Here is a 22,365-nt window from a genome sequence, read left to right on the forward strand (position 1 = left end):
CGCCTCGGCCGCTTGACCCCCATCGAATACGAAACCATCATGAGCCACACCGCCACCCCGGCGGCCTAAACCACTGTCACAGTTTCCTTCAGCAGCCCCCGGCGTGTCCGGAGAGCTATGGGTTTGAGAGCTCAGCGGGTTGCTGGGCTCGGTGGTGAGCGTAGTAGGTGGTTTCGAGTTCGACCGGTGGGATGTCGCCGCAGTATTCGTGGAGGCGACGGTGATTGAACCAGTCGACCCATTCGGCGGTGGCCAACTCGACCTGCTCGACCGTGCGCCACGGCTTACGGGGCTTGATCAGCTCAGTCTTGTAGAGGCCGTTGATCGTTTCGGCGAGGGCGTTGTCGTAGCTGTCGCCGATGCTGCCGATCGAGGCGTCGATGCCGGCTGCGGCCAGTCGTTCGGTGAAGGCCAGCGATGTGTACTGACTGCCCGCGTCGTGATGATGTATCAGCCCGGACAAGTTGGTTGTGCCGCAACGTTTTCTGGTCCAGATCGCGTGTTCGATCGCATCCAGAACAAGGCCGGTTGTCATGCTCGTGGAGCTGCGCCAGCCCAGGATGCGGCGGGCGTAGGCGTCGATGACGAACGCGACATACACCCATCCCGACCAGGTCGAGACATACGTAAAGTCCGCTACCCACAACACATTCGGTGCCGGTGGGCTGAACTGACGATCCACAAGATCGGCTGGTCGAGGCGCAGCCGGATCGGCGGTCGTGGTGCGCTTGACCTTCCCGCGGACCGCACCGCGAAGACCGAGTTCTCCCATGAGGCGCTCGACGGTGCAGCGAGCCACCCGGATACCGTCCCGATTCAGCGCCAGCCATACCTTCCGGGCCCCGTACACGCCGAAGTTGGTCTCATGCACCCGGGTGATCTCGGTGGTGAGCCAGCCGTCCCGGCGCTGCCGCGCCGAGGGCACGCGCCGTAGATGCTCATAGTACGTCGATGGGGCGATCCCACAGCCGTGCTCGGACAGCACGGCACAGATCGACTCGACACCCCACACCAACCCACCGTTACCCCGGTGGCCCTGGTGCTCGCGGATGAACGCCACGATCACCGAGACGGCCGGTCGAGCTCGGCCGCGAAGAAAGTCGAAGCTGCCCGTAGAATCCCGTTGGCGCGCTTAAGTTCGGCGTTTTCCCGCCGAAGTCGTTTCAGCTCCGCTGACTCCTCACTCGAGGTGCCGGCCCGCTCACCACCATCGACCTGCGATTGCCGCACCCAGGAGCGCACGGTCTCCGCAGTTCCCACCCCGAGCAGCCTGGCCACCTCGGCCATCGCCGCCCACTCCGAGGGATGCTGCTCACGGATTTCAGCGACCATCCGCACTGCACGCTCTCGCAGCTCCGGCGGATACCTCCGCGACGTGTTCCCTGACATGAGACCTCATCCTTCCCAAGGACTGAAGTCTCCGGACACACCGGGGTGGCTCAGCGAGCAGGAGGGCAAGGACTCCTGTAAACCGGGTCAGCAGGTCGCTAGCTGGGTGGTTGCCAACCTGAAAGCTCGGTCTTAGGCCGTTGACCACGGGCGAAGGGTAGGCCGGTGAACGATAACCGACCATGGTTCATCGTCACCGATGAGCCCGATGCTGACACTGATCCTCTGATCGCAGGGTTTCGGAAGGCTGCGAAGGCGTCGGGCGTGCGGCCGCATCCTGACCGGGTGGCGGAACTGGCCGACACGCTCGAGACCCTGCGCCCGCACATGCCCGAAGACATGTTCTCCGTGCTGACCTCTGCCAAGATCACCACTCTCCATGTACGAGCGATCTTTGCCTACGCGGGCGAACCACTGAAGATCATCGGCGAACGTGGGGTTGTAGAGGTGGACTGGAACCCACTGGACGGGATTTAGAGGGCGAGCGTTCTAGCGACTGCCCGTGCTGGTTCTGTGCTGACGTTACTGTCCAAAGGGGACGTCTATGCAGATGGTGGCCTTGCCCGAGACGCTCAGGTTCAACGTGTGAGTTCGACGTCCCTGCAGCCTCAGCCGCAGCATCCGCACAGCTATGCGTTCAGCATCTGGTCGAGTAGCACGTAGAAGCCCTTCGGATCCTTGGCCAGCCATTCCTTGGCCATCGCGGTCTGCTCGTCGACGATGATCTCCCAGTCGCCGCGTTCGATGCCGTCGATGGTGGCGCGGGCGACGTCGGCCGGGTCGTTCAACTCCAGGGCCACGTCGCGGCCCATCTCAGTGTCTGTCGCGCTGAGGTGCACCGAGCTGACCAACGTGCCCTGACCTGCGAGCTCGTGACGCAGGCCGTTGCTCATGTTCCACACGGCGGCCTTGGTGGCGGCGTACGCGGTGCCGTCGGGCATCGCCATCCAGGCCGCGGCGGAGCCGATGTTGGCGATGGTTCCACCGCCGTTGGCACTCAGGACGGGAGCGAAAGCGCGCACCATCGACAGCGTTCCCCAGAAGTTCGTGTTCATCTCGGCATGCACCAGATCGAGGTCGCCGAGCAGGGAACTGGTGGTGGCGAGGGCGGCGTTGTTGATGAGCAGGTCGACGTCGTTCGCACGTCGTGCGGCTGCCTCGACGGCGGCAGGGTCGGTGATGTCGAGCGCGATCGGCTCGGCCCCGGGGAGATCGAGGCTCTCGGGACGACGGGCGGCGGCGTACACCTTCGCGCCCCGTTCGAGGAGCTGGGCGGCGATGTGGCGGCCGATGCCGCGGTTGGCGCCGGTGACGAGTGCTGTGGCTTCGCTGATGTCCATAGCGCCTACGCTAGAACCTCACATGGGTGTCAGTTTCAAGCCCGATCTCAACTCGCCGTCTGATCAAGGGGGTGCCGATGCGCATCGGTGAGCTTGCGCGCCGGACCGGGGCGAGTGTCCGCTCGCTCCGCTACTACGAAGAGCAGGGGCTCGTGCCCTCCGACCGCACCTCCGGCGGCCACCGGGAGTATCTCGAGTCCGACGTCGATCGTGTTCGGTTCGTGCAGCTGTTGTTCTCGGCGGGGCTGCCCAGCCGGGCGATCCTGCAGATCCTTCCGTTCCTCGACACCGGTGTGGCCACCCCGGTCATGCGCGCGCGGCTCGACGACGAGCACGACCGGATCCAGGGGCGGATCGACGAACTGACCAACGCGCGCGATCGGTTGTCCCAGCTGCGTGTCGCTGCTGCGGAGTCTGCGGCGGGAAAGCCCGCGTCCGAGTGCAGGCTGGCCGGGAATGATGCGATCAAGTCATGAGGCGACCGCGCGTCCCGGCCCGCCTCGAGGTTGGCGGGTACTGAAACGCGGTCGTCGGGAGTCGTCTCAGGATCGGCCGTCCGGTTCAGACGGGGTGGCCCCCTTGCTGGACCACGGGACGGGGGCGCCTTTCCTCGCCGCTCTGATGAGGGTGATCGTTCCTTCGCCCGCGAGCCCGATGCCGATGGTGAACGTCAGCGGCCTGGCCTCCTCGTGCATGCCGAACCGTTGCGCCAGCAGGCCGAGCCCCGCGCACACGACAAGTGAGGCGATCATCAGCGCGAAGGTCGTCCAGCGGTAGCGCTGAATGAACTGTCCGCCACGACGTTCGATGACCGTGGATGCCGAGCGGAGCGCGCCGAAGCCCAAGCTGATGAGCGAGAGGGCTGTCAACCAGACGAGGTCGATCGCGCTCGGGTCGAACTCGAGCAGGCTTCGTGTGCCGATCGCAAGAAGGATCACGGGCGAGAGCGCGGTGTCACGAGGACGGCGACAAGCGAGGAGCTGCTCCGTTTCGCGTTCGACGTCATTGCTGACCGCATTCGTGATCGCGTGACCGCTCGCGCATCGACCCTGCTGAGTAAGCTCGACAATGGCAGTCTGAGCAGGGAAGGCAGGCTGGAGGCGATCGTGGACCTCCTTTGTGAGTTCCTTCCCATCGATGCCGTTCGGCGCGATGAGGCGATCGTGTGGATCGAGTTCCAGACGGCAGCGAGAACGGACGAGAGCCTTGCCGAGACCTCGCGACGCGCGGCGGCGCAGACCGCGAGAATGGTCGAGGTCATTGTGGAGTCGGCGCAGCGCCGCGGAACGCTCGCTGCAAACATTGACCTTGTTCTCGAGACCGCTCGCCTCACGGCGCTGATCGACGGTCTGACGCTCCGATGCGCATTGCATCCCGATATGGACTCCGCGAGCGTCGCCCGCGACGCATTGACGTTGCACCTTCGCACGCTCATGCAGCAGAGGTCTGGCGCGCACGCCGAGTGAAGACATGCGCGCACGCGCGATGCACCCCCTCGTTAGAGAGGTCCCGCTGGGGGGAGGCTCTGCTCGGTGATGCTCTGTTCGGTGAGGCGGTCGCCGCGGAGTTCGAGTACGAGGTCAGGGGCGAGTTCGCGCAGGAACACGCGATCGTGGCTGACGACCAGCACGGCTCCGCGGTACGAGCGGAGCGCGTTCAGCAGTTGGTCGACGGTGTCGAGATCGAGGTTGTTCGTCGGCTCGTCGAGGATCAGCAGCTGCGGAGGCGGATCGGCCACCAGTAGCCGGGCCAGCGCCAGCCGGAACCGTTCGCCGCCCGAGAGCGTCCTGATCGGACGGTGCACGGCCTCGCCCCGAATGAGGAACCTCGCCAGCCTGTTCCTCAGCTCTGCGGGAGCCGTCCCGGGCGCCGCCGCGCGCACGATCTCCAGTGCCGAGGAGTTCTCGTCGAGATCGTCGATCCGTTGCGGCAGATGTCCGATCCGGTCGGTGTGCACTGTGGACACAGCGCGGACCGTGGGAATCGGATCCGCCCCGCCCTCCGGCGTCGGGAGATCGAGCAACGCGCGCACCAGACTCGTCTTGCCTGCGCCGTTGGGACCGGTCAGCGCCACACGTTCCGGCCCCTGCACGAGCCACCGACGTTCGCCGTCGCCGAGTTCGGCGATGCGACGCGACGAGGCGACGCCGGGGTCCGGCAGGTCGATCCGCACCGCACGGTCGTGGCGCACCCTGCGCTCGGTGGTGTCGTGGGCCCGGCGGGCGTGCTCCTCCTTGTGGTGCACCTCGCGGCGCAGCTTTCCCGCCGACACCTGAGCCTCCCCTGCGCGGAGTTTCATGATCACTTTGGGCCGGCGTTTGTTGTCGTAGTCGGTCTGCGCGTATCGGGCGCGGCGCGCGAGCTTCGTCTCGGCCTCGATGCGCTGACGTTTTTCCTTCTCCAGCATCTTCTTGGCCTCGACCTCGGCCTGCTGCGCGGCCGCCTGTTCCTTCTCCAACCATGTGCGCCACTCGGAGTAGGGCCCGCCGAAGGTCGTCAGCTCGTTGTCGTACAGCTCGGCGGTGTTGTCCATGAGGTCGAGCAGCGCCCTGTCGTGCGAGACGACCACGAGCGCTCCGCGCCACCACCGCACGAGGTCGTAGACCATCTCGCGGGCGCCCCGGTCGAGGTTGTTCGTCGGCTCGTCCAGCAACGTGACGGCGGCGCCGCGCAACCGGACACCGGCGAGCGCGACGAGAATCGCCTCGCCACCGGAGACCTCGCCGACCCGACGTTCGAGCAACCCCGCGCTCAAGCCCATGTCGGCGAGCACGGCGCGGCAGCGGGCTTCGACGTCCCAGTCGTCGCCGATCTCGTCGAACCGTTCGGGGTCAACGTCTCCGTCCGCGACGGCCCGGACGGCGTCGAAGGTGCGTGCGACCCCGAGCAGATCGACGACGCGGGCGTCGGTGTCGAGGGTGAGATTCTGCGGCAGGTATGCGACGTCGCCGTCGGCCGCGACGTGTCCCGACGTCGGCGCGAGTTCACCGGCCGCGAGCCGCAGCAACGTGGTCTTGCCGGAGCCGTTCCGGCCGATGAGCCCGGTGCGTCCGGCGCTGAACGCTCCGGACACGTCGTCGAGAGCCGTGCTTCCGTCGGGCCAGAGGAACGTGAGGTGGTCGAATGTCAGAGCAGTCAAGGAGGGCCTCCTGCGATCGATGCGGGAAACGCTGATCACAGGGCCGTGTCCGGCCGCCACTGGGGAACGGCTGCCGCTGGGTAGCGGACGTCACGACGATCAGCGCGGGTCACGCGTCGGCGTCGGAGTTCCTCACCGGTCCACTCGTTTCGACGGGGCAGGACTCGTACACGGTAACCATGGCGCGTGCGGCCGCGCGAACGCTTTTCGGCCGGGATCCGCAGTGGGTGGGGCGCTGCGGTTGCGGTTCTGCGTTCGCGGCTCGGGTCAGTGACGTGCCGGTGTGCTGGTCGCCCGTATCGGGAGAGCGGCCAGGCGCCGGGCCGCTCCGGGCTGCCAGCGGATCTCGTCGGCGGTGGCCGCGACGCTGAGATTGCCGAACCGGGTCAGCAGCGTCCGGAAGGACAGATCGGCTTCGGCGCGCGCCAGCGAGGCTCCCAGGCAGTAGTGGATCCCGTTGCCGAACGCGAGATGGGGATTCTCCTCCCGGCCCAGAACGGTGCTGTCGGCCGCGTCGAACCGCCGCGGATCGCGATTCGCTGTCGCGTAGACGACCTGCACCGGCTCGCCTGCGCGGATCGTCACGTCTCCGAGTTCGACGTCGTGTTTCGCGTAGCGCATCGGCGCGATCTCCGCGGGACCGGCGACCCGCAGCATCTCCTCCACCGCGGCGGGAACCGCGTCGAGGTCGCCGCGCAGCCGCTCCTGCTCCGGCGGCTGGTTCAGCAGAAGCAGGAGGCCCTCGCTCAGCACGCTCACGGTCGTCTCGTGACCGGCCAGCAGCAGTGTCAGCGCCAGTGACGTCAGCTCCCGATCGGTGAGCCGGTCGCCGTCGGAATCTCGCACCCGGATGAGCGCACTGAGCAGTCGGTCGTCGCCGTCCTCGCGCTTCCGCTCGATCAGCTCGGACATGTAGGCCACCAGACCGCGGGCGCTGTCGGCCATCGCGCCCGGATCGGGCGCGGTCAGCCCGTCCGACCACGTCCGCCAGCGCTCCGTGTCCTCGTCCGGCACGCCCAGCAGCTTGCAGATCACCCGGACCGGCAAGGGATGGGCGAATCGCTCGAGGAAATCGAACGGTTCATCAGGGAAGCCGTCGACCAGTTCGTCGACCATGGTCTGGATCAGGGGCCGGAGCGATTCCACCCGCCGCACCGTGAACTCCCGCGACACCAGGCGTCGCAGCCGTGCGTGATCCGGCGGGTCGTAGGCGCCGAGGGTCTGCGACAGGTACGGCGCGACGTCGTCGGGCAGACCGGCAGCTGCCAGCACGTCCACGGCGTCCTTACGCGTGTTGATGTCGTTGCTGAACGATCCCGGGTCCTTGAGAACGGCGAGTGCCTCGTCGTACCCGGTGACAAGCCAGATCGGGGACTGATCGAAGTACCGTCCACGTCGGACCGGTGGCATCGGGCCGATCTCGGCCCAGAACGCGTCCCCGATCGGATGTGCTCAGCAGATCGGCCAGGTGCGGTTCGGTCATCGCGATCCCTCGGTGGCGGAAACAATGTTCGGCAACTCTGGTTCGAGCAAGTGTGGCGGCCGTACCAGGTATGTGTCTTTCCGTATCGGATCGGACACTACGCGTGACGACGACGGTGTGCGAGAGGGACGCGCGAGAGGGACATGGTTCCGTGCCGGCAGGGTGCGCGCCCGGCCCCGGTGTCGCAGCGGCTGGCTGCGGTCGTCAGCGCGCGCCCGAACGGACCCGTACGGTGGCGCCGTGGCCACATCGCGTGGGAGTCGGGTCCCGGATTTCGTGCTCACGCTGGACGAACTTCGTGCCGTCACGGCGTTCACCGTGGCGTGTGCCGAACTGGTCCTCGACGTGTTCGAGAAAGCCGCGCCCGGCGACGCCCGCCCTCGGGATGCGGTAGAAGCCGCAGCGGCGTTCGCGGCCGGCGGCCCGCGCACGAAGGCGCAGCGGATCGGCGCGCTCGCGGCGCACCGGGCCGCCAAGGACGTCGAATCGGCCGCGGCGCACGCCGCGATGTCGGCAGGGGACGCCGCGGCGTCGGCATACCTGCATCCGCTGGCGGATTCCGCGCAGGTCGGGCACATTCTCCGAGGACCGGCTCACTGCGTGCTCGCTCAGGCGAACCGGACCGACAGGCCGATGTCCCGCGCGACGGCGATGGAGACGGTGCGCCGGTTCGTCACGCCCACGGTGATCGACGTGCTGCTCCGCTATCCACATGCGACGGTCGGCCGTCAGGAGGTCGGAGTCGTCATGGGGGAGCTCGACACGGCACTGCGCGCCCGGGGATCAGACGTCGAATGAGTCCGCGCCGGGAACGGCCGACAGGGCGTTGTCGACGACACCGAGCAGCTGGTCGAGGTCCGCGCCTTCCCTCGCCTGGGCCGACAGCCCGACCAGAACGGCCAGGAGGAACCGCGAGAGCCGGTCGGGGTCGGTACTCGACGGCACGTCGCCGGACGCGACTCCCTGCGCGATGCGGGCCGCGACGCGCTGCCGCGTTCGCTCACGATGTTCGGCGAGCCGCGGCTCACTGAGCATGAAGCACCCGCGTGGCGAATCGTCGGCCACCGCGCCCTCGGCGGTGGTGCGCAGCAGTTCGTGGATCGCCTCGCGGGTGCTCGCCTTGGCCAGGGCTTGGTCGACCTGAGACATGATCCGGTCGACGTAGCACTGCGCGGCCTTGCGGAAGAGCGTGTCCTTGTCGCCGAACGCGGCGTACAGGCTCGGTGCGGTGATGCTCATCGCCTCGGTCAAGCCGGACACGGTGGTGGCCTCGTAGCCGTGACCCCAGAACTGCTCCATCGCGAGGAGCAGCGCCTGGTCGGCATCGAAGCTACGTGGTCTGCCTGCCATGCGCCCGACTTTATACCGGCCGCTGCACAACGCCGGTGGGTCGACGGCGGTGGCGTGGTCCCACAATCCCTTCGAGTCGCCGGCGGGAGCTGAGTAGGGTCGGCCGTATGCCGGGCGAGGTGCAGATCAGGGACGTGCGGGGTGCGCAGGAGTATCCGGAGCTTCGCAGGGTGTGGCGCAGTGCCGTCGACGCCACCCACGAGTTCCTGTCCGCCGAACATCGCAGCGCGATCGAGGCCCGCCTGGAACCGGACTACTTCCCCAACGTGCGGCTCATCGTCGCGGAGGTCGAGGGCGAGGTCGCCGGCTTCGCCGGGACGGCGGCGGGCAAACTCGAGATGCTGTTCGTCGACGCGTCACGTCGGGGAGTCGGCATCGGATCGACGTTGGTGCGCCACGTGATCACGTTCCACGACGTCTCGCAGGTCGACGTCAACGAGCAGAACGGGCAGGCCGTGGGCTTCTACGAGCACATGGGATTCACGATCACGGGGCGGAGCCCGGTCGACGGCGACGGGCTTCCGTACCCACTGGTGCACATGTCGACGGTGTGTTGGCCGGCAACGCACTCGGCGCAGCCGCGTGGACGGCACTGGGTTACCGGCCGCAGGACGACTGGACCCGCTGGGTGAAGCCGGCGCAGGCCGACACTCTCGCGAACCGAGGATGGCCCAACCACGTGTAACTGCGGGGCGCGAACCTCGCACCGGCCTGTTCCACGGCAGTTCAGACGGGACGGTGCGCCTCGATCAGGTGGCGGGTCGAGTGCGCGACGAACGGGCTTCCCTCCCGCATGCGGCGATCGAGTTCGCGCAGCTCGTTCTCGTACCGGATGACCGAGAAGTCCGGCACCCACCACACGCACTTGCGCAGGATCCACACCACGGCCCCGACGTCGTGGAACTCCATGCGGCAGCGTGCGGTCCGCACGGAGTCGACGGCCAGGCCCGCGCGGCGCGCCGCTTCGGCCTCGTCCTCGGGATGACGCTTCCGCCTGGCCTCGGGCAACGGTCCCAGGAAGAACTCGATGAGTTCGAACGCCGAACCCGGGCCGACGTGCTGCGCGACGTAGCGGCCACCGGGAATCAGCACGCGATGGATCTCGTCCCAGTCGGGCCGCACCGGGTGACGCGAGGTGACGAGTTCGAACGACCGGTCCGGCAGCGGCAACGGGCCGCCGTCGGTGTCGAACACCTCGACCCCGCGCGGGCCGAGCAGAGCGCGGGCACGTTCGGCGTTGGCCGGCCAGCTTTCCGTCACGGCCATGCGCGGTGGAAGTCTCGGCGCCTCGGCGACGACCTCCCCGCCACCGGTGTCGATGTCCACAGCGGACTCGACCTCGCCGAGGAGTCGGGCGAGCATGCGCGCGTATCCCCACGGAGGGCGCTCCTCCGTGGCCCGGCCGGTGAGCCAGTCGAAGCCCCAGCCCGTGACGTCGGCGTCGGTCGCCTCGGCGATCAGTTCCTCGTACGTGCGCACGCGGGCAGGGTGCACGGGCGTGGCGACGCGTCGCAACACGGTTTCCGCCCGCGCCGGATGCGCCGCGCGTGGACGCGATCGCATCGGGCAGGAAAGATCGGGCGGGCGGTGTACGTGCGTCGCAAGAATCGGTCGTGAAGGGAGCAGCCGTGATCGACATTCTCAACGGTCTCGTGGCCGCGGTCGAGAACCATCTCGACGAGGAACTCGACGTCGCCGCCTTCGCGGCCGGCGCGGGCACCACCGAGTACCACCTTCGCCGTATGTTCTCGTCGCTGGCGGGAATGCCGGTGTCGGACTACATCCGGCGCCGGCGGATGACGGTCGCCGCGGCGGACGTCATCGGCGGCGAGGACCTGCTGACGATCGCGGTCCGATATGGATACGGATCGACCGAGGCGTTCGGCAGGGCGTTCCACACGGTCCACGGCGTGCGTCCGGGAGACGTGCGCCGCGCAGGCGGCCCCCTTCGCAGCCAAGCACAGCTCAGGTTCCGCCTGACCGTCGAAGGGAGCACCACAATGGACGCACGTATCGTCGACAAACCCGCCTTCCGCCTGGTCGGCTACGCCGCGCGCGTACCGCTCATCTACGAAGGCATCAACCCGCACATCGCCGAGCACATCCGGTCGCTGCCGGATTCGGCGTTCGTGCGACTCAAGGAACTCGGCAACATGGAGCCGAGCGGCGTGCTGCAGGTCAGCGCCGACGCCGAGGGCCACACCGAGGGCAGCGAACTGACGCACATGCAGGGCGTTGCCGTCGGGGCCGACACCGACGTCCCGGACGACCTCGACGTGATCGAGGCCGAGGCCGGTTCGTGGGCGGTCTTCCGCACGTCGGGGGAGCACCCGAAGGTGCTGCAGGACACCTGGGCGGCGACGGCGACCGAATGGTTCCCGTCCAACCCGTGGCGCCTCCGTCCTGGGCCGTCGATCGTGGCGGTGCTCGACAGCGCCGAGGACTTCAGTACCGCCACGTGCGAGCTCTGGCTCCCCGTCGAACGTGCCTGAGATCGGCGGCAGCGGCTCAGCCGGCGCTGGACGACACCCGTCGTGCAGCGTGCTTGCGGTAGGTTCGGACCGCCGAGCGGACGTACGGGTGCTCGTCGTCGTCGAGGGAGGCGGCGACGGCGAGCCCCCGCTCGACGTCCGCCGTCGATCCCTTTCTGACGAACCAGAGCGGTGCCGTGATGGCCGACCGCCTGCGCAGCGGATCGGTCGAGCGTGCGAGTTCGTTGAGAATCCCGACGTCGACGGCGCCGCTCAGCATCGGCATGCCCACGACGCGGGGTGCCGCTCGATCCACCATGTCCCAGGTGGTGATGGCATCGTGATGGTCCAGGTAGCTGCGGGCCAGGACGACGCGGCGGTCGTCGGAGAGTGCCCGCCTGCTTCGAAAGTCCAGAATGCAGAACGCTGCCATGCGTGGTTCGTAGGCCGCGTGCGTGACCAGCTCGTCGAACTCGGCCTCGGGTAGGTCCGTGGCTGCCTTGGCGATGTCGAAAAGGGTGCCCATCCGAACACCGATCACCGGCTCGTCGTCGGCGACCCGAACGCGGATCTTCGCCTCCTCGGCGGGATCGGCGTTGGCATGCAAGGCGGCGACCACCTCGGCGGCGGTGGCGAGTGTGGTTCCCACACCGCTGATCGTAGGCCCTGGTTCACAGGGTGGCCGCGATGATCGCCTGCATGGCCGCGGCGGTGCGGTGTCGCCATTGGGTACGCGGCGGGTTCGGTGGCAGTGCGGTGCGCCGGAGTCGGGCGAGTGCGACGCGGAGGATCGGCGCGTGTTCGGGAAACGTCTCGAGTGCGTGCCTGCCCGCGTCGTCCTTGCTGATCACCTCGCCGGACGTGATGGTCGCGTGCATGCGGGCCGGTCCGAGCAGGCACCACTCCACACGCGACGCTGACAGCGGGCCCTTCCCCGTCGCCACGCGTGTACCGAGCGGGACCCAGTAGTCGCGCAGGTTCTGCCGGGTCCAGTCGCGGAGCGCGGACGGCTCGGGATCGAGATTCCACGTCGCGACGTCTCCGCCACGGACCGGAATGCCGCCGCGATCGAGTTCATGCCAGGTCACCGGGTTGACGTCGAACGCTCCGCGGGCGTCGAAGAGCTCTCCGGTGTGGGAGGCCACCGGTTCGATCCGGCTCACCGGCAGGGACACATCCGATTCCCACACGAAGGCCGTGTTGCAGCACGCGGAGAATCCGTGTCCGCGCGCGGCTCGGCCGACGAGACGTGGAAGTTGCGCCACATGCAGGGCGCGTAGTCGGCGGAGAAGATCACGTCGTCCACGCAGATCGTCGTCGAGCAGGGCGACCAGGTCGACGTCGCTGGCGCCCGGCCGATGGGCGCCGAGCGCGATCGATCCGCCGACGGCTGCCGCGACGATCCCGCCCGGCAGCACACGGTCGGCTGCCCGCAGATACGTGCCGACGGCGTGGGCCACTTCGTCGGGGAGTGGTGTGTCCACGCGGGCCACGGTAGCTGTGAACCACGCCGGAACCGCGGCAGACGGTGCGCATGAACCGGCGTTGGTTGAGCAGGATCGCGACCGCCTGGTAAGGTAGTTACGTACCTACATCCCGGGTGGTGACGATGACGACGATGAGTGCGCGCGAGTTCAACCGGGACGTCAGCGCTGCCAAGCGGGCGGCCGAAGAGGGGCCGGTGCTGATCACCGATCGCGGCGAGCCGGCGTTCGTGCTGCTGTCGATCGACGAGTACCGGCGGCTCGGTGAAACGGGAGCGGATCTGGTCGACCGGCTGAGCATGACCGACGACATCGACGTCGACTTCGAACCCGTCCAGTTGCAGCCGAAGGTTCCCGAGTTGTGAGCTACCTGCTCGACACGAATGTCCTGAGCGAGCTTCGTAAACCCGCCGACCGGGCCGACGGTGCGGTGCGTTCCTGGGTTGCATCGCGGACGCCGTCCGATCTCTACCTGTCCGCGGTGACGATTCTGGAGGTGGAACTGGGGATCAGTCGGGTCGAACGGCGCGACCGGGCCCAGGCCGCCAGGCTGCGAACCTGGCTCGAGGACGACGTCCTCCACGTTTTCGCGGGCCGCGTGTTGCCGGTCGACGTACCCGTCGCGCGGCACGCGGGCCGGTCGCACGTTCCGGATCCCCGGCCGGAACGGGACGCGCTGATTGCGGCGACCGCCGTGGTCCACGACCTGACCTTGGTCACGCGCAACACGAAGGACTTCGACCGGCAGGACGTGCGCCTGATCGACCCGTGGCTCGCCGACGGGTAACCGAGGAACGGAGTGGCTGTGGCTGTGGAGATCACCGGCACCGACACGTGCGGCAACTCGCCGAAGAACCTGTTCGTCGCCCGGTTCGAGGAACACCTTGCGCGTGGTGACACGGACGCACTCGCGGAGGTGCTCGCCGAGGACTGTGTCCTGGAGATCGCGGGCGGCCCCACGGCATACGGCCGGACCGACGTCGCCGCGGCACTGCCGGGCCTGCTGCCGGAGGCGCTGGCGTCGGCACACGTCGAGGCCGCGATCTCCCACGGCAAGGCGGCGTCGGCGTGGGGCACGTGGACCGGCTCGGACGGCGAGGTCCGGCACTGGTCGCACGTGCTGTGGTTCCGCACGCTCAAGGCCGAGCACTTCGCGCACCTTCGTGTCTTCCGGTCCTGATTCCCAGGCCACACCACCGAGAACGGCAGGTGGTCCAATCCGTTCGTCGGTAGGAGCAAAGTAGGTAGTTCACGGCTTTTCGGGGTTTCGCCCGGACCCACTGTCCTACGTTCGCGATCAACGCACCGCCGCCGCCCGGCGACCGGTGCGCGCGAGGATCTCCCTGCCGTAACCGGAGGAACCATGCCGTCCGATCAGTCCCCGCTGTCCGCCGCCGGAATGTCCCGGCGCCGCATGTTCGCCGTCACCGGAGGCATCGCGGCCGCCGTCGCGGGCCTGCCCGCACTGGCCCGCACCGCGGCCGCCCTGCCCACCGCCGCCGCGGACGTGCCCGAGTACGCCGGCGCCGACGACTGGGTCGAAGCCGGCTCCAACGCCCTCGGCGACACACGGTCGAAGGTCACCGCCGTCGTCATCCACACCACCCAGGGCGGCTACCAGGGCGCCATCAACCACATGGCGGGCGAGAACGGCGTCGCGGCGCACTACGTTGTGCGCTCGTCCGACGGCCACATCACGCAGATGGTGCGCGAGAACCGCATCTCGTGGCACGCCAACAGTGCCAACTCGTACGCGGTCGGCATCGAGCACGAGGGCTGGATCGAGGAGCCCGGCTACTACTACACGGCCGCGCTGTACCGCGAGTCGGCCAAGCTCGTGCAGCACCTGTGCTCGACGTGGAACATCCCGGCCGACCGCGAGCACATCATCGGCCACAGCGACGTTCCCGACGCCACCCACAACGACCCCGGCGACGGCTGGGACTGGGACTACTTCCTGGCTCTGGTCAACGGCGAATCCGTGCCCGACCAGCCGCCCGCGCCGTGGACGGCGGCCAGCTCGAGCTTCTCGACCGTCTCGCCGGAGCGCACCAACCCGCCCCAGACGTCGAAGGCGGCCCAGCACCTGCTCAACCAGCACGGCGCGGACCTCGAGGTCGACGGCGCGTTCGGTCCGGCCTCCGGAGAGGCGGCCAAGAAGTTCCAGTCCGACAACGGGCTCACCGCCGACGGGGTGCTCGGACCGCAGACGTTCGCCGCCCTCGTCGCCGGCCGCTCGTCCGGAGACAGCGACGACACCGTGAAGGCCGCGCAGACCGCGCTGAACAAGTACGGCGCCGGTCTCGAGGTCGACGGTTCGTTCGGGTCGCTGACCGACACGGCGGTCAAGGAGTTCCAGAAGGCCAACGGGCTGACCGTCGACGGCGTCGTCGGCCCGACCACGTGGGCCTGGCTCGTCTGACCGGCCCACCACCGAGTCGCGCGCCGTGCCCGGGTGCGAAACCCCGGGCACGGCGCTGCGTCCGTTGCATGCCTCGCCACGGGGCCTCGCGCAGGATCGCGGACGGTTGTCAGGTGCGCGGACGCCAGCGCTTCCACACCGCCGTGCCGGTGGCCCTGGTCTTGCCTCCGTGGCTGATCGCGCAGACCACGGTCATCTCGGGCTCGTCGACGGCCGTCAGCTCCGCCGTGACCTCCAATGGTTCGTCCAGCGGCGTCGGCCTGCGGAACCGTACGTCGAGACCCGCCGTCACGTAGGCGAGGTCCTGGCCCGGCGCCGGTTTCCAGCCGCGGCGGTCGGCCTCGAGCATCACGGCGGCCGCCCCGTGACAGTCCAGCACCGTCGAGATGATCCCGCCGTTGAGGTAGCCGCCGCCGTTGTCGTGCTGCGGCCACGGCGTGAACGTGGCACGGACGATGCCGTCGACCTCGTAGCTGTTCAGCCGGAGTCCGTCGGGGTTGGCCGGCCCGCACCCGAAACACGTCATGTCGGGAAACAGCATCTGCTGGATGCTCGGCCCCGCGTCGTCGGTCGTCCCGGTCTCAGTGCTCATGGCGCTCATCATCGTCGAGGGCTATCGTCGGCGGCGAGCCGGTCGGTTCCGGCCGGCCGCAGAGGTGATTCAGGAGACGGCATCATGCCCGAACCGCAGAGATCCCCAGAACCGGATGCGTGGCCGGGGCAGCCGGAGTTCGACGAGCCCGTCGAACCCGATCGGCACACCGGGGGCCGGCATCGCCGGGACCAGCCGCGGCACGGCGCCGACCTGCCGCCCGACCACCCGGGGCACCAGGAACCGTTCCCGCGTCGCCGCAAGCCCGAGGGCGCTGCCGAGCAGTACCCCCACGAGACCCCGCGGCGCTACCCCGGCGGTGGTGCCCACATCGAGGGCGTTCCGGAGCCGCCGCCGCGGCGAACGCCGGACGAGCGGTGACCGCACCCGACCGGCTCGCCATGGCGACCGGGGAACGCACCGACCTGGCCGAGTTCCTGGCCACGCTGAGTCCGGCCGATTGGGACGCGCCCAGCCTGTGCGAGGGCTGGCGGGTGCGCGACGTGGTGGCCCACGTGATCAGTTACGAGGACCTGAGCGCGGTGGGCGTGCTGCGGCGGTTCGCGCGCGGACGGTTCAGTCCCGGCGCGGGGAACGAGATCGGCGTCGCCGAGTACGCCGTCGAGCCGGACGGGTTGCTGGCACTGCTGAGACAACGGCTCCGCCCGCGCGGGTTCACCTCGCTCGGCGGTGGGCGGATCGCGTTGCTCGACGGGCTGATCCACCACCAGGACATCCGCCGGGCACTGGGACGGCCGCGCGAGGTACCTCCCGACCGGCTGCTGGAGGCACTGCGGATGTCGCTCGGTGCATCGCCGCTGCGGTCCAAGGGACGCGTGCGGGGACTGCGGCTCATCGCCGACGACGTCGACTTCACCGCGGGCGAGGGCCTCGAGGTCCGTGGGCCGGGCGAACCGTTGCTGATGGCGGTCGCCGGGCGTCGCGGGGTGGTGGACGAACTGACCGGCGCCGGGCAGCCGCTGCTGGCCCGGCGCATCGGCCCCTGAACAAGCGTCAGCGCTCGTCGCGGTCGTCGGCGAGCGCGGCCAGGACGTGGAGGTCGACGCGCGCACCGTCCACGGCGATCGCCTCGCGGCGCGTGCCCTCGTGGACGAATCCCGCGGCCTCGTAGGCGGCGCGGATGCGGTTCTCGTGTGCGGCGGTCTGGGTCTCGATGCGGTGCATGCCCGCGACGTCGAAGGCATGGGCGAGCACCAGCCCGGCCGCTTCGGCGCGGTGGCCGTCGCCGTACGGACCCAGCAGGGCCAGGCGGAAGGTGCACGAGGCGTTGTACGGGTCGAGGTTGGACAGCACCGCCTCGCCGATGAACCCGTCGGTGGCGCGTTCCACGACGGCCAGGTCGAGCCGGTCGGTGCGCTGCCCGCACGTGCCGTACCAGCGTTGGGCGGCCGCGAGGTCCCGAAGACCCGCCCCGCCCGGGGATGCGGAATGCGAACCGGCCTCGTCGCGGGCGAGCGCGACGAGGCCGGGAGCGTCGGCGGCCATGACCGGCCGCAGCTGCACGAGCTCGCCGGTCAGGACGGGCTTGTGCGTGAACGCCGCGGTCGGCATCAGGTGCCGCCGTGGCTCATCCGATGATCGCCAGTGCGATCACCAACATCAGCGTCACGAACGTGGCGAGGGCCGTGACGACGGCCTGGCGACGAGGGTCGAGGACAGGAACGCGCTGCATGGGTGCTCCCGAGGTGAAGGTGTAGATGACGTCCTACCTGGAACAGCGCACCGGGCGAAGCCGGTGTTACAGCGCGACCGAGTGACGTCGGCCGCCCTACTGCAGCTGCCTGCGATGCCCCTTGGCCGTGTAGTACAGGACGGCCCCGGCAAGACCGATGATCATGACGAAGGCCGTGCCGCCCACGACGAGCGCCTGGGTGAACGCGTCCCACGGCGACGAGGCCGCGCGCCGCGTCTCCTCCTCGGCCGCGAAGGCAGGCAGTGCTCCGGCGAACAGGAATCCGACAGCGGTCAGAACCGACGCCACCAGAGCACGCATCCGCCGTGTTCGCCGCCGGTCGTCTTCTGTGGACACGCCACGGAAATCGTTGGTACGTAAGGCGATTCGGCTCATGCGCACTCCCTCCTTCTGGTCGGATACCCGAGTAACGTTCGGTCACACGGGATCGTTGCCGGTTGCTGTACACGTCACATCGTCCTGGGTGGGACTTCGTTACGTGGCGTCCATGACGGCGTCGACGACACCGTCGATCTCCGTCGCCAGCGAGATGTCCTTCTCTGTCAGGCCGCCCGCACTGTGCGTGCTCAGGGAGAAACGTAGCGTTCGCCAACGGATGTCCACGTCCGGGTGATGGTCTGCCGCCTCGGCGAGTTCGGCGACGCGGTTCACCACCTCGATGGCTCGCGGGAAGCTCGGCAGTTTCGCCTCGCGGGTGATCGCGTCGCCGTCGCGTTGCCAGTGGGGGAGGTGTTCGAGTGCCGTACGGATGCGGTCGTCGTCGAGTAGTTCCGTCATGTGTCCATGGTGGTGGCGTGCGGGGTAGGCTGCACAGTCGCAGTGCCGCATCGATGCACGAGACGTATCGCGCGTCACTGCATCACCGCCACGGGAGTCCGGTGCCCCGCCGGACTGAGAGGTGGGCCGATCAGCCCACGACCGTTCGCACCTGATCCGGATCATGCCGGCGCAGGGAGGCAGGCTCGGCCTCGGGCCGCTCACGCCGTCCATGTCGCCCGATCCGGTGAGGGCGTGCACGGTGTCGGAAGAGGAGAGCCATGTTGCCGCGCCGCTTGCGCACGACCATCGCCGTCGCTGTGACGGGTCTGCTGGCCACCGGATGCACTCTGGCCGGTGGCGAGGACCACGCCGACGACGCAGCCACCACGGTCACACTCGCCACCCACGACTCGTTCGCGGTGCCGCGCGAGGTGCTGGAGGCGTTCGAGCAGCGTTCCGGGATCCGGATCGAGCAGCTCAAGCAGGGTGACGCGGGTGCGCTCGCCAACAAGCTCGTGCTGACGAAGGCCAACCCGGTCGCGGACGTGGCGTTCGGCGTCGACTCGACCTTCGCCTCGCGGACGCTCCGCGAGGGCGTGTTCGAGCGCCACACGCCGGACGCCGCAGGGCAGGGACCGCAGCGGTACGCCCTCGACGGCCGGGGCGCCGACCGGCTCACGGCCGTCGACGTCGGCGACGTGTGCGTGAACGTCGACCGCGAGTGGTTCGCCTCGCACGACGTGCCGGAGCCGCGCACGTTCGCCGACCTGACGCGGCCGCGTTACCGGGATCTGCTGGTCACGCCGAGCCCGGCGACGTCCTCGCCAGGCCTGGCGTTCCTGCTGGCCACGATCGCCGACTCGGGTGAGGACGGCTGGCGCGACTACTGGCGTGACCTCAAGGCCAACGGCGCCGAGGTGGTCAGCGGGTGGACCGAGGCGTACACGCAGGAGTTCTCGGGATCGTCCGGCGAGGGCCCGAGGCCGATCGTGGTGTCGTACGCGTCGTCGCCCGCCGCCGAGGTCGGCGACGACGGCTCGCCGCGCACGCGGGCGCTGCTGGACACCTGCTACCGCCAGGTCGAGTACGCGGGCGTGCTGGCGGGCACCGACAAGCCGCGGCAGGCACGGCAGGTGGTCGACTTCCTGCTCTCGCGCGAGTTCCAGCGCACCGTGGCCGACAACATGTACGTGTACCCGACGCGCTCGGACGTCGAGCTGCCCGAGGCGTGGCAGGAGGCGGCTCCCCTTCCCGAGGATCCCGCCGAGCTGCCCTCGAACCAGGTCGACCGCGGCCGGGAGGACTGGATCTCGCAGTGGCGCGAGCTGTACGAGGGCTGAGCAGGCCGCGCGGCCTGGGCGTGGCCGCGCTGGCCGCGGTGCCGATCGCGTTCCTCGGCGTGTTCTTCGCCTGGCCGGTGGTGGCGATCGTGCGTCTCGGCCTGACCGAGGGTGGGGTCGGCGCGGTGCTGGCGCACGCGGAGACGTGGGATCTCGCGGCGTTCACCGTCGGGCAGGCGGCCGCCTCGACCGTCGTGGCCGTGGCCGCGGGCATGCCGGTGGCGTTCCTGTTGGCCAGGGTGCGGCTGCGGTGGGCGGGGTTGGCGCGCACGTTCCTGCTCGTTCCGTTCGTGTTGCCGACGGTCGTCGTGGGCCTGGCGTTCAAGGCGCTGTGGCCGGACGGCGGTGTCGCGGTGATCGTGTTGGCGAACGCGTTCTTCAACGTCGCGGTCGTCGCGCGCACGGTGGGCGGGCTGTGGGCGCAGCTGGACCGCAGGGCCGAGGACGCGGCGCGCTCGTTGGGCGCGTCGCCGTGGCGGGCGTTCCGCACGGTCACGCTGCCCGCGTTGATGCCCGCGCTGGCGTCGTCGGCCGCGGTGGTGTTCCTGTTCTGTTCGACGAGCTTCGGTGTGGTGCTGATGCTCGGCGGCGCGCGCTACCGCACGTTGGAGACGGAGATCTACGTCCGCACCGTGGAACTGCTGGACCTGCCGGGGGCGGCGGCGTTGTCGCTCGTGCAGCTGGCGGCCGTGGTCGTGGCGTTGGTGATCGGCGGCGTGGCGCGCCGGAGGCGGGAGCGCGCGGCGGCCCTGCGCGCACCGCTGGCGATGGCCCGGCGGCCGCGGGGCGGCGAGTGGTGGGTGGTCGGCGCGGCCGGGACGGTGCTGGCCGCGCTGGTGGTGCCGATCGTGGCGCTGGTCGCGCGGTCGCTGTCCACTCGGGACGGATGGGGCCTGGACGGTTACCGGGCGCTGGGCTCATCCGGTGCCGGCGCGTTGAGCGTGACGGGCTGGGATGCGGCGCTCAACTCGCTGCGCACGGCGTTCGACGCAACGGTGCTGGCGATGGTGGTGGGCGTGCTGGCGGCTGCGGCCCTGGTGGCGGCGGGGCGGGCGCGCGGCGGTGCCGCGCGGGTGGCGTCGGAGACGTTGGACGCGGCGTTGATGCTGCCGCTCGGGGTGTCGGCGGTGACCGTGGGCTTCGGGTACCTCGTGACGATGGACGCCCTGCCCGGCGATCTGCGCACGTCGCCGTTGCTGGTGCCGTTCGCCCAGGCCCTGGTGGTGGTGCCGTTGGTGATCCGGATGGTGCTGCCGGTGTTGCGGTCGGTGGACGAGCGGTTGCGCCAGGCGGCGGCGACGCTCGGCGCGGGGCCCGCTCGCGTGTGGTGGGCGATCGACCTGCCACTCGCGGCGCGGTCGCTGGCGGCCGCGGCCGCGTTCGGCTATGTCGTCGCGTTGGGCGAGTTCGGTGCGACGAGTTTCCTCGCCAGGCCGGAGGCGCCGACGTTGCCGGTGGCGATCAACGAGTTGATCAGCAGGCCCGGTGAGTTGAACACGCAGATGGCGTATGCGGCGTGCACGTTGCTCATGGTGGTGACGGCCGCGGTGGCCACGGTCATCGACCGGTTGCGGTCTCCGCAGGCGAATGTCGGGGAGTTCTGATGTTGACGGTGGACGGGCTGACCGTGACGTACGCGGGGGTTCCCGCGGTGCGGGACGCGGCGTTGGAGGTCGCCGACGGCGAGGTGTTGGCGTTGCTGGGCCCGTCCGGGTCGGGCAAGTCGACGTTGTTGCGCGCGATCGCCGGTCTGGAGGCCGCGACGGGGTCGGTGCGATGGGACGGCGGTGACCTGGCGGGTGTGCCGGTGCATCGCCGCGGGTTCGGGTTGGTGTTCCAGGACGGCCAGCTGTTCCCGCACCGCGACGTGGCGGGCAACGTGGCGTTCGGTCTGCGGATGCACCGGGTCGCGCAGGCCGAGCGCGAGCGGCGGGTGACCGAGCTGCTGGAGCTCGTCGGACTCGCCGGTTACGAGCGGCGGCGGGTGACCGAGTTGTCGGGCGGTGAGGCGCAGCGCGTCGCGTTGGCGCGGGCGTTGGCACCGCGGCCGCGGCTGTTGCTGCTCGACGAGCCGTTGTCCGGTTTGGACGCCGAGCTGCGGGAGTCGTTGGCGCTCGATCTGGTCGGCGTGTTGCGCAGGGCGAAGATCACGACGTTGTTGGTGACGCACGACCAGGAGGAGGCGTTCACCCTCGCGGACCGCGTGGCCGTGTTGGACGCGGGCACCATCCGCCAGTCCGGCGACGTCCTCGACGTCTGGCGCGCGCCCGCCGACGAACGCGTGGCGCGCTTCCTCGGCGTCACGACGACCCTGCCCGGTCACATCGACGGCGGCCGGTTGACCTGCGCATTCGGCTCCGCCACCGTGCCCCACGTCACCGCCGGTGGCGCCGTGACGGTCGGTCTACGGCCCCACGCGCTGCGCGTGACCGGCGACGGCGGTGTCGGCGACGCGGTGCACGGTGAGGTGGTGGCGTGCGCGCGGCGCCGCGACCACACCCGGGTCACGGTCGAAGTGTCCGAGACCGTTCCGGGTGTGGCCACCGTGGAGGCCGTGGCGACGATGTCGGCGTCGGTCCGTGCCGGCGATCAGGTTCGTCTGGCGCTCGATGCCGACGGCGTGGCGATCGTCGGCTAGCGATGCCGCCGCGCAACGCATTTCCCTGGAGTTGAGGGTGTCGTTCGGTGTCGTGCGTGAACGTTCGTCAGAACGGTGGTTCGTCGGTTTCGCTGGGTTTCGGGGTGAGGATGGGTCGGCGTCTGCCGGTGTAGGTGGAGCCGTGGGGTGTGGTGATGGACGAGGTGCCGTGGTGTGGGTCGTAGCGGGTGATCCACCCGGGCGCGTTCTTCATCCTGTGGTGGCGTCGACACCGTGGTGCGGT

28 protein-coding genes and 1 riboswitch are annotated in these 22,365 nt (G+C 69.4%); of the genes, 15 read left to right on the plus strand and 13 right to left on the minus strand.

Annotated features, from left to right (window positions below):
• Positions 1-115 precede the first annotated feature (115 nt).
• Positions 116-1,389 (minus strand): IS3 family transposase gene (locus IF64_RS0124065; protein ID WP_145600438.1). Its coding sequence is split into 2 segments (ribosomal slippage): positions 116-1,101 and positions 1,101-1,389, totalling 1,275 coding nucleotides; the frame shifts between segments, so codons are not numbered across the junction.
• A gap of 165 nt (positions 1,390-1,554) precedes the next feature.
• On the opposite strand from IF64_RS0124065, the gene IF64_RS27350 reads away from it, so the two are divergent.
• Entirely contained in the window at positions 1,555-1,866 is a 312-nt protein-coding gene (locus IF64_RS27350) for a hypothetical protein (RefSeq protein ID WP_145600435.1), read from the plus strand.
• Between the two features lie 152 nt (positions 1,867-2,018).
• On the opposite strand, the gene IF64_RS0124080 is transcribed toward IF64_RS27350, so the two are convergent.
• Positions 2,019-2,729, minus strand: coding sequence for an SDR family oxidoreductase (locus tag IF64_RS0124080; protein WP_030534462.1), 711 nt, complete (start codon positions 2,727-2,729; stop codon positions 2,019-2,021).
• A gap of 77 nt (positions 2,730-2,806) precedes the next feature.
• Between IF64_RS0124080 and IF64_RS0124085 the strand changes: the two genes are divergently transcribed.
• Positions 2,807-3,205, plus strand: a complete 399-nt coding sequence (locus IF64_RS0124085; protein WP_030534463.1) for a MerR family transcriptional regulator — start codon at positions 2,807-2,809, stop codon at positions 3,203-3,205.
• Positions 3,206-3,271: 66 nt separating this feature from the next.
• On the opposite strand, the gene IF64_RS28290 is transcribed toward IF64_RS0124085, so the two are convergent.
• The gene (locus IF64_RS28290; protein ID WP_051758127.1) at positions 3,272-3,667 is read right to left on the minus strand and encodes a hypothetical protein; all 396 of its coding nucleotides are present in this window, start codon (positions 3,665-3,667) and stop codon (positions 3,272-3,274) included.
• A gap of 168 nt (positions 3,668-3,835) precedes the next feature.
• Between IF64_RS28290 and IF64_RS28295 the strand changes: the two genes are divergently transcribed.
• Complete coding sequence (locus tag IF64_RS28295; protein ID WP_428829435.1) at positions 3,836-4,195, plus strand: TetR family transcriptional regulator C-terminal domain-containing protein; 360 nt, start codon at positions 3,836-3,838, stop codon at positions 4,193-4,195.
• A gap of 32 nt (positions 4,196-4,227) precedes the next feature.
• On the opposite strand, the gene IF64_RS0124100 is transcribed toward IF64_RS28295, so the two are convergent.
• Together IF64_RS0124100 and IF64_RS0124105 are read right to left on the minus strand one after the other, a co-directional pair.
• Positions 4,228-5,868 (minus strand): ABC-F family ATP-binding cassette domain-containing protein, encoded by a 1,641-nt coding sequence (locus IF64_RS0124100; RefSeq protein ID WP_211252661.1) that lies wholly within the window; start codon positions 5,866-5,868, stop codon positions 4,228-4,230.
• Between the two features lie 267 nt (positions 5,869-6,135).
• On the minus strand, positions 6,136-7,278 hold the full coding sequence (locus tag IF64_RS0124105; protein ID WP_051758129.1) for a cytochrome P450 family protein: 1,143 nt from the start codon (positions 7,276-7,278) through the stop codon (positions 6,136-6,138).
• A gap of 313 nt (positions 7,279-7,591) precedes the next feature.
• On the opposite strand from IF64_RS0124105, the gene IF64_RS0124110 reads away from it, so the two are divergent.
• Positions 7,592-8,149, plus strand: a complete 558-nt coding sequence (locus tag IF64_RS0124110) for a putative immunity protein (protein ID WP_030534467.1) — start codon at positions 7,592-7,594, stop codon at positions 8,147-8,149.
• Here IF64_RS0124110 and IF64_RS0124115 read toward each other — a convergent pair.
• Positions 8,135-8,701, minus strand: coding sequence for a TetR/AcrR family transcriptional regulator (locus IF64_RS0124115; RefSeq protein ID WP_030534468.1), 567 nt, complete (start codon positions 8,699-8,701; stop codon positions 8,135-8,137). The two genes, IF64_RS0124110 and IF64_RS0124115, sit on opposite strands and share 15 nt — an antisense overlap.
• Before the next feature lie 107 nt (positions 8,702-8,808).
• On the opposite strand from IF64_RS0124115, the gene IF64_RS0124120 reads away from it, so the two are divergent.
• Positions 8,809-9,333, plus strand: a complete 525-nt coding sequence (locus IF64_RS0124120; protein ID WP_084706078.1) for an acetyltransferase — start codon at positions 8,809-8,811, stop codon at positions 9,331-9,333.
• A gap of 94 nt (positions 9,334-9,427) precedes the next feature.
• Here IF64_RS0124120 and IF64_RS0124125 read toward each other — a convergent pair whose 3' ends face one another.
• Positions 9,428-10,180, minus strand: a complete 753-nt coding sequence (locus IF64_RS0124125) for a class I SAM-dependent methyltransferase (RefSeq protein WP_030534470.1) — start codon at positions 10,178-10,180, stop codon at positions 9,428-9,430.
• Positions 10,181-10,329: 149 nt separating this feature from the next.
• Here IF64_RS0124125 and IF64_RS0124130 point away from each other — a divergent pair, with 149 nt between their 5' ends.
• The gene (locus IF64_RS0124130; protein ID WP_030534471.1) at positions 10,330-11,193 is read left to right on the plus strand and encodes an AraC family transcriptional regulator; all 864 of its coding nucleotides are present in this window, start codon (positions 10,330-10,332) and stop codon (positions 11,191-11,193) included.
• A gap of 16 nt (positions 11,194-11,209) precedes the next feature.
• Here IF64_RS0124130 and IF64_RS25765 read toward each other — a convergent pair whose 3' ends face one another.
• Together IF64_RS25765 and IF64_RS0124140 are read right to left on the minus strand one after the other, a co-directional pair.
• Positions 11,210-11,821, minus strand: coding sequence for a DNA alkylation repair protein (locus IF64_RS25765; RefSeq protein WP_051758130.1), 612 nt, complete (start codon positions 11,819-11,821; stop codon positions 11,210-11,212).
• 22 nt (positions 11,822-11,843) lie between these two features.
• Positions 11,844-12,656 carry an aminoglycoside adenylyltransferase domain-containing protein gene (locus IF64_RS0124140; RefSeq protein WP_030534473.1) on the minus strand — a complete coding sequence of 271 codons (813 nt, stop codon included), beginning with the start codon at positions 12,654-12,656 and terminating at the stop codon, positions 11,844-11,846.
• 125 nt (positions 12,657-12,781) lie between these two features.
• Between IF64_RS0124140 and IF64_RS0124145 the strand changes: the two genes are divergently transcribed.
• The 4 genes from IF64_RS0124145 (at position 12,782) to IF64_RS0124160 (ending at position 15,078) form a co-directional block, all read left to right on the plus strand.
• Positions 12,782-13,021 (plus strand): type II toxin-antitoxin system Phd/YefM family antitoxin, encoded by a 240-nt coding sequence (locus IF64_RS0124145; protein ID WP_030534474.1) that lies wholly within the window; start codon positions 12,782-12,784, stop codon positions 13,019-13,021.
• Positions 13,018-13,443, plus strand: coding sequence for a type II toxin-antitoxin system VapC family toxin (locus tag IF64_RS0124150; protein ID WP_030534475.1), 426 nt, complete (start codon positions 13,018-13,020; stop codon positions 13,441-13,443). The genes IF64_RS0124145 and IF64_RS0124150 overlap by 4 nt, the downstream gene beginning before the upstream one ends.
• A gap of 18 nt (positions 13,444-13,461) precedes the next feature.
• Positions 13,462-13,836 (plus strand): nuclear transport factor 2 family protein, encoded by a 375-nt coding sequence (locus IF64_RS0124155; RefSeq protein WP_169741968.1) that lies wholly within the window; start codon positions 13,462-13,464, stop codon positions 13,834-13,836.
• Positions 13,837-14,019: 183 nt separating this feature from the next.
• Complete coding sequence (locus IF64_RS0124160) at positions 14,020-15,078, plus strand: peptidoglycan recognition protein family protein (protein WP_048807243.1); 1,059 nt, start codon at positions 14,020-14,022, stop codon at positions 15,076-15,078.
• 109 nt (positions 15,079-15,187) lie between these two features.
• On the opposite strand, the gene IF64_RS0124165 is transcribed toward IF64_RS0124160, so the two are convergent.
• Positions 15,188-15,670, minus strand: a complete 483-nt coding sequence (locus IF64_RS0124165) for a PaaI family thioesterase (protein WP_030534478.1) — start codon at positions 15,668-15,670, stop codon at positions 15,188-15,190.
• 84 nt (positions 15,671-15,754) lie between these two features.
• On the opposite strand from IF64_RS0124165, the gene IF64_RS27355 reads away from it, so the two are divergent.
• Both IF64_RS27355 and IF64_RS0124175 read left to right on the plus strand, forming a co-directional pair.
• Complete coding sequence (locus IF64_RS27355; protein WP_048807241.1) at positions 15,755-16,051, plus strand: hypothetical protein; 297 nt, start codon at positions 15,755-15,757, stop codon at positions 16,049-16,051.
• The gene (locus tag IF64_RS0124175) at positions 16,048-16,677 is read left to right on the plus strand and encodes a maleylpyruvate isomerase family mycothiol-dependent enzyme (RefSeq protein WP_246134769.1); all 630 of its coding nucleotides are present in this window, start codon (positions 16,048-16,050) and stop codon (positions 16,675-16,677) included. Before IF64_RS27355 ends, IF64_RS0124175 begins: the two co-directional genes overlap by 4 nt.
• 7 nt (positions 16,678-16,684) lie before the next feature.
• Here the strand turns inward: IF64_RS0124175 and IF64_RS0124180 are convergent, their stop codons facing one another.
• The 3 genes from IF64_RS0124180 to IF64_RS0124195 form a co-directional block, all read right to left on the minus strand.
• Entirely contained in the window at positions 16,685-17,242 is a 558-nt protein-coding gene (locus tag IF64_RS0124180; RefSeq protein ID WP_030534481.1) for a GNAT family N-acetyltransferase, read from the minus strand.
• 217 nt (positions 17,243-17,459) lie between these two features.
• A complete protein-coding gene (locus tag IF64_RS0124190; protein WP_145600433.1) occupies positions 17,460-17,759 on the minus strand; it encodes a hypothetical protein in 300 nt (99 codons plus the stop codon).
• A 99-nt stretch (positions 17,760-17,858) separates the two neighbouring features.
• Positions 17,859-18,161: a 4a-hydroxytetrahydrobiopterin dehydratase gene (locus tag IF64_RS0124195; RefSeq protein ID WP_030534483.1), complete on the minus strand. Its 303-nt coding sequence runs from the start codon at positions 18,159-18,161 to the stop codon at positions 17,859-17,861.
• A gap of 80 nt (positions 18,162-18,241) precedes the next feature.
• Positions 18,242-18,356: riboswitch (TPP riboswitch) on the plus strand.
• Positions 18,357-18,421: 65 nt separating this feature from the next.
• On the opposite strand from IF64_RS0124195, the gene IF64_RS0124200 reads away from it, so the two are divergent.
• The 3 genes from IF64_RS0124200 to IF64_RS0124210 are packed head-to-tail and all read left to right on the plus strand — an operon-like array spanning position 18,422 to position 22,121.
• Positions 18,422-19,483, plus strand: a complete 1,062-nt coding sequence (locus tag IF64_RS0124200) for a thiamine ABC transporter substrate-binding protein (protein WP_030534484.1) — start codon at positions 18,422-18,424, stop codon at positions 19,481-19,483.
• Entirely contained in the window at positions 19,459-21,087 is a 1,629-nt protein-coding gene (locus tag IF64_RS0124205; RefSeq protein WP_030534485.1) for an ABC transporter permease, read from the plus strand. Before IF64_RS0124200 ends, IF64_RS0124205 begins: the two co-directional genes overlap by 25 nt.
• Entirely contained in the window at positions 21,087-22,121 is a 1,035-nt protein-coding gene (locus IF64_RS0124210) for an ABC transporter ATP-binding protein (RefSeq protein WP_030534486.1), read from the plus strand. The genes IF64_RS0124205 and IF64_RS0124210 overlap by 1 nt, the downstream gene beginning before the upstream one ends.
• Positions 22,122-22,365: the final 244 nt, after the last annotated feature.

It is taken from the genome of Prauserella rugosa (assembly GCF_000719975.1).
GTDB lineage: Bacteria > Actinomycetota > Actinomycetes > Mycobacteriales > Pseudonocardiaceae > Prauserella > Prauserella rugosa.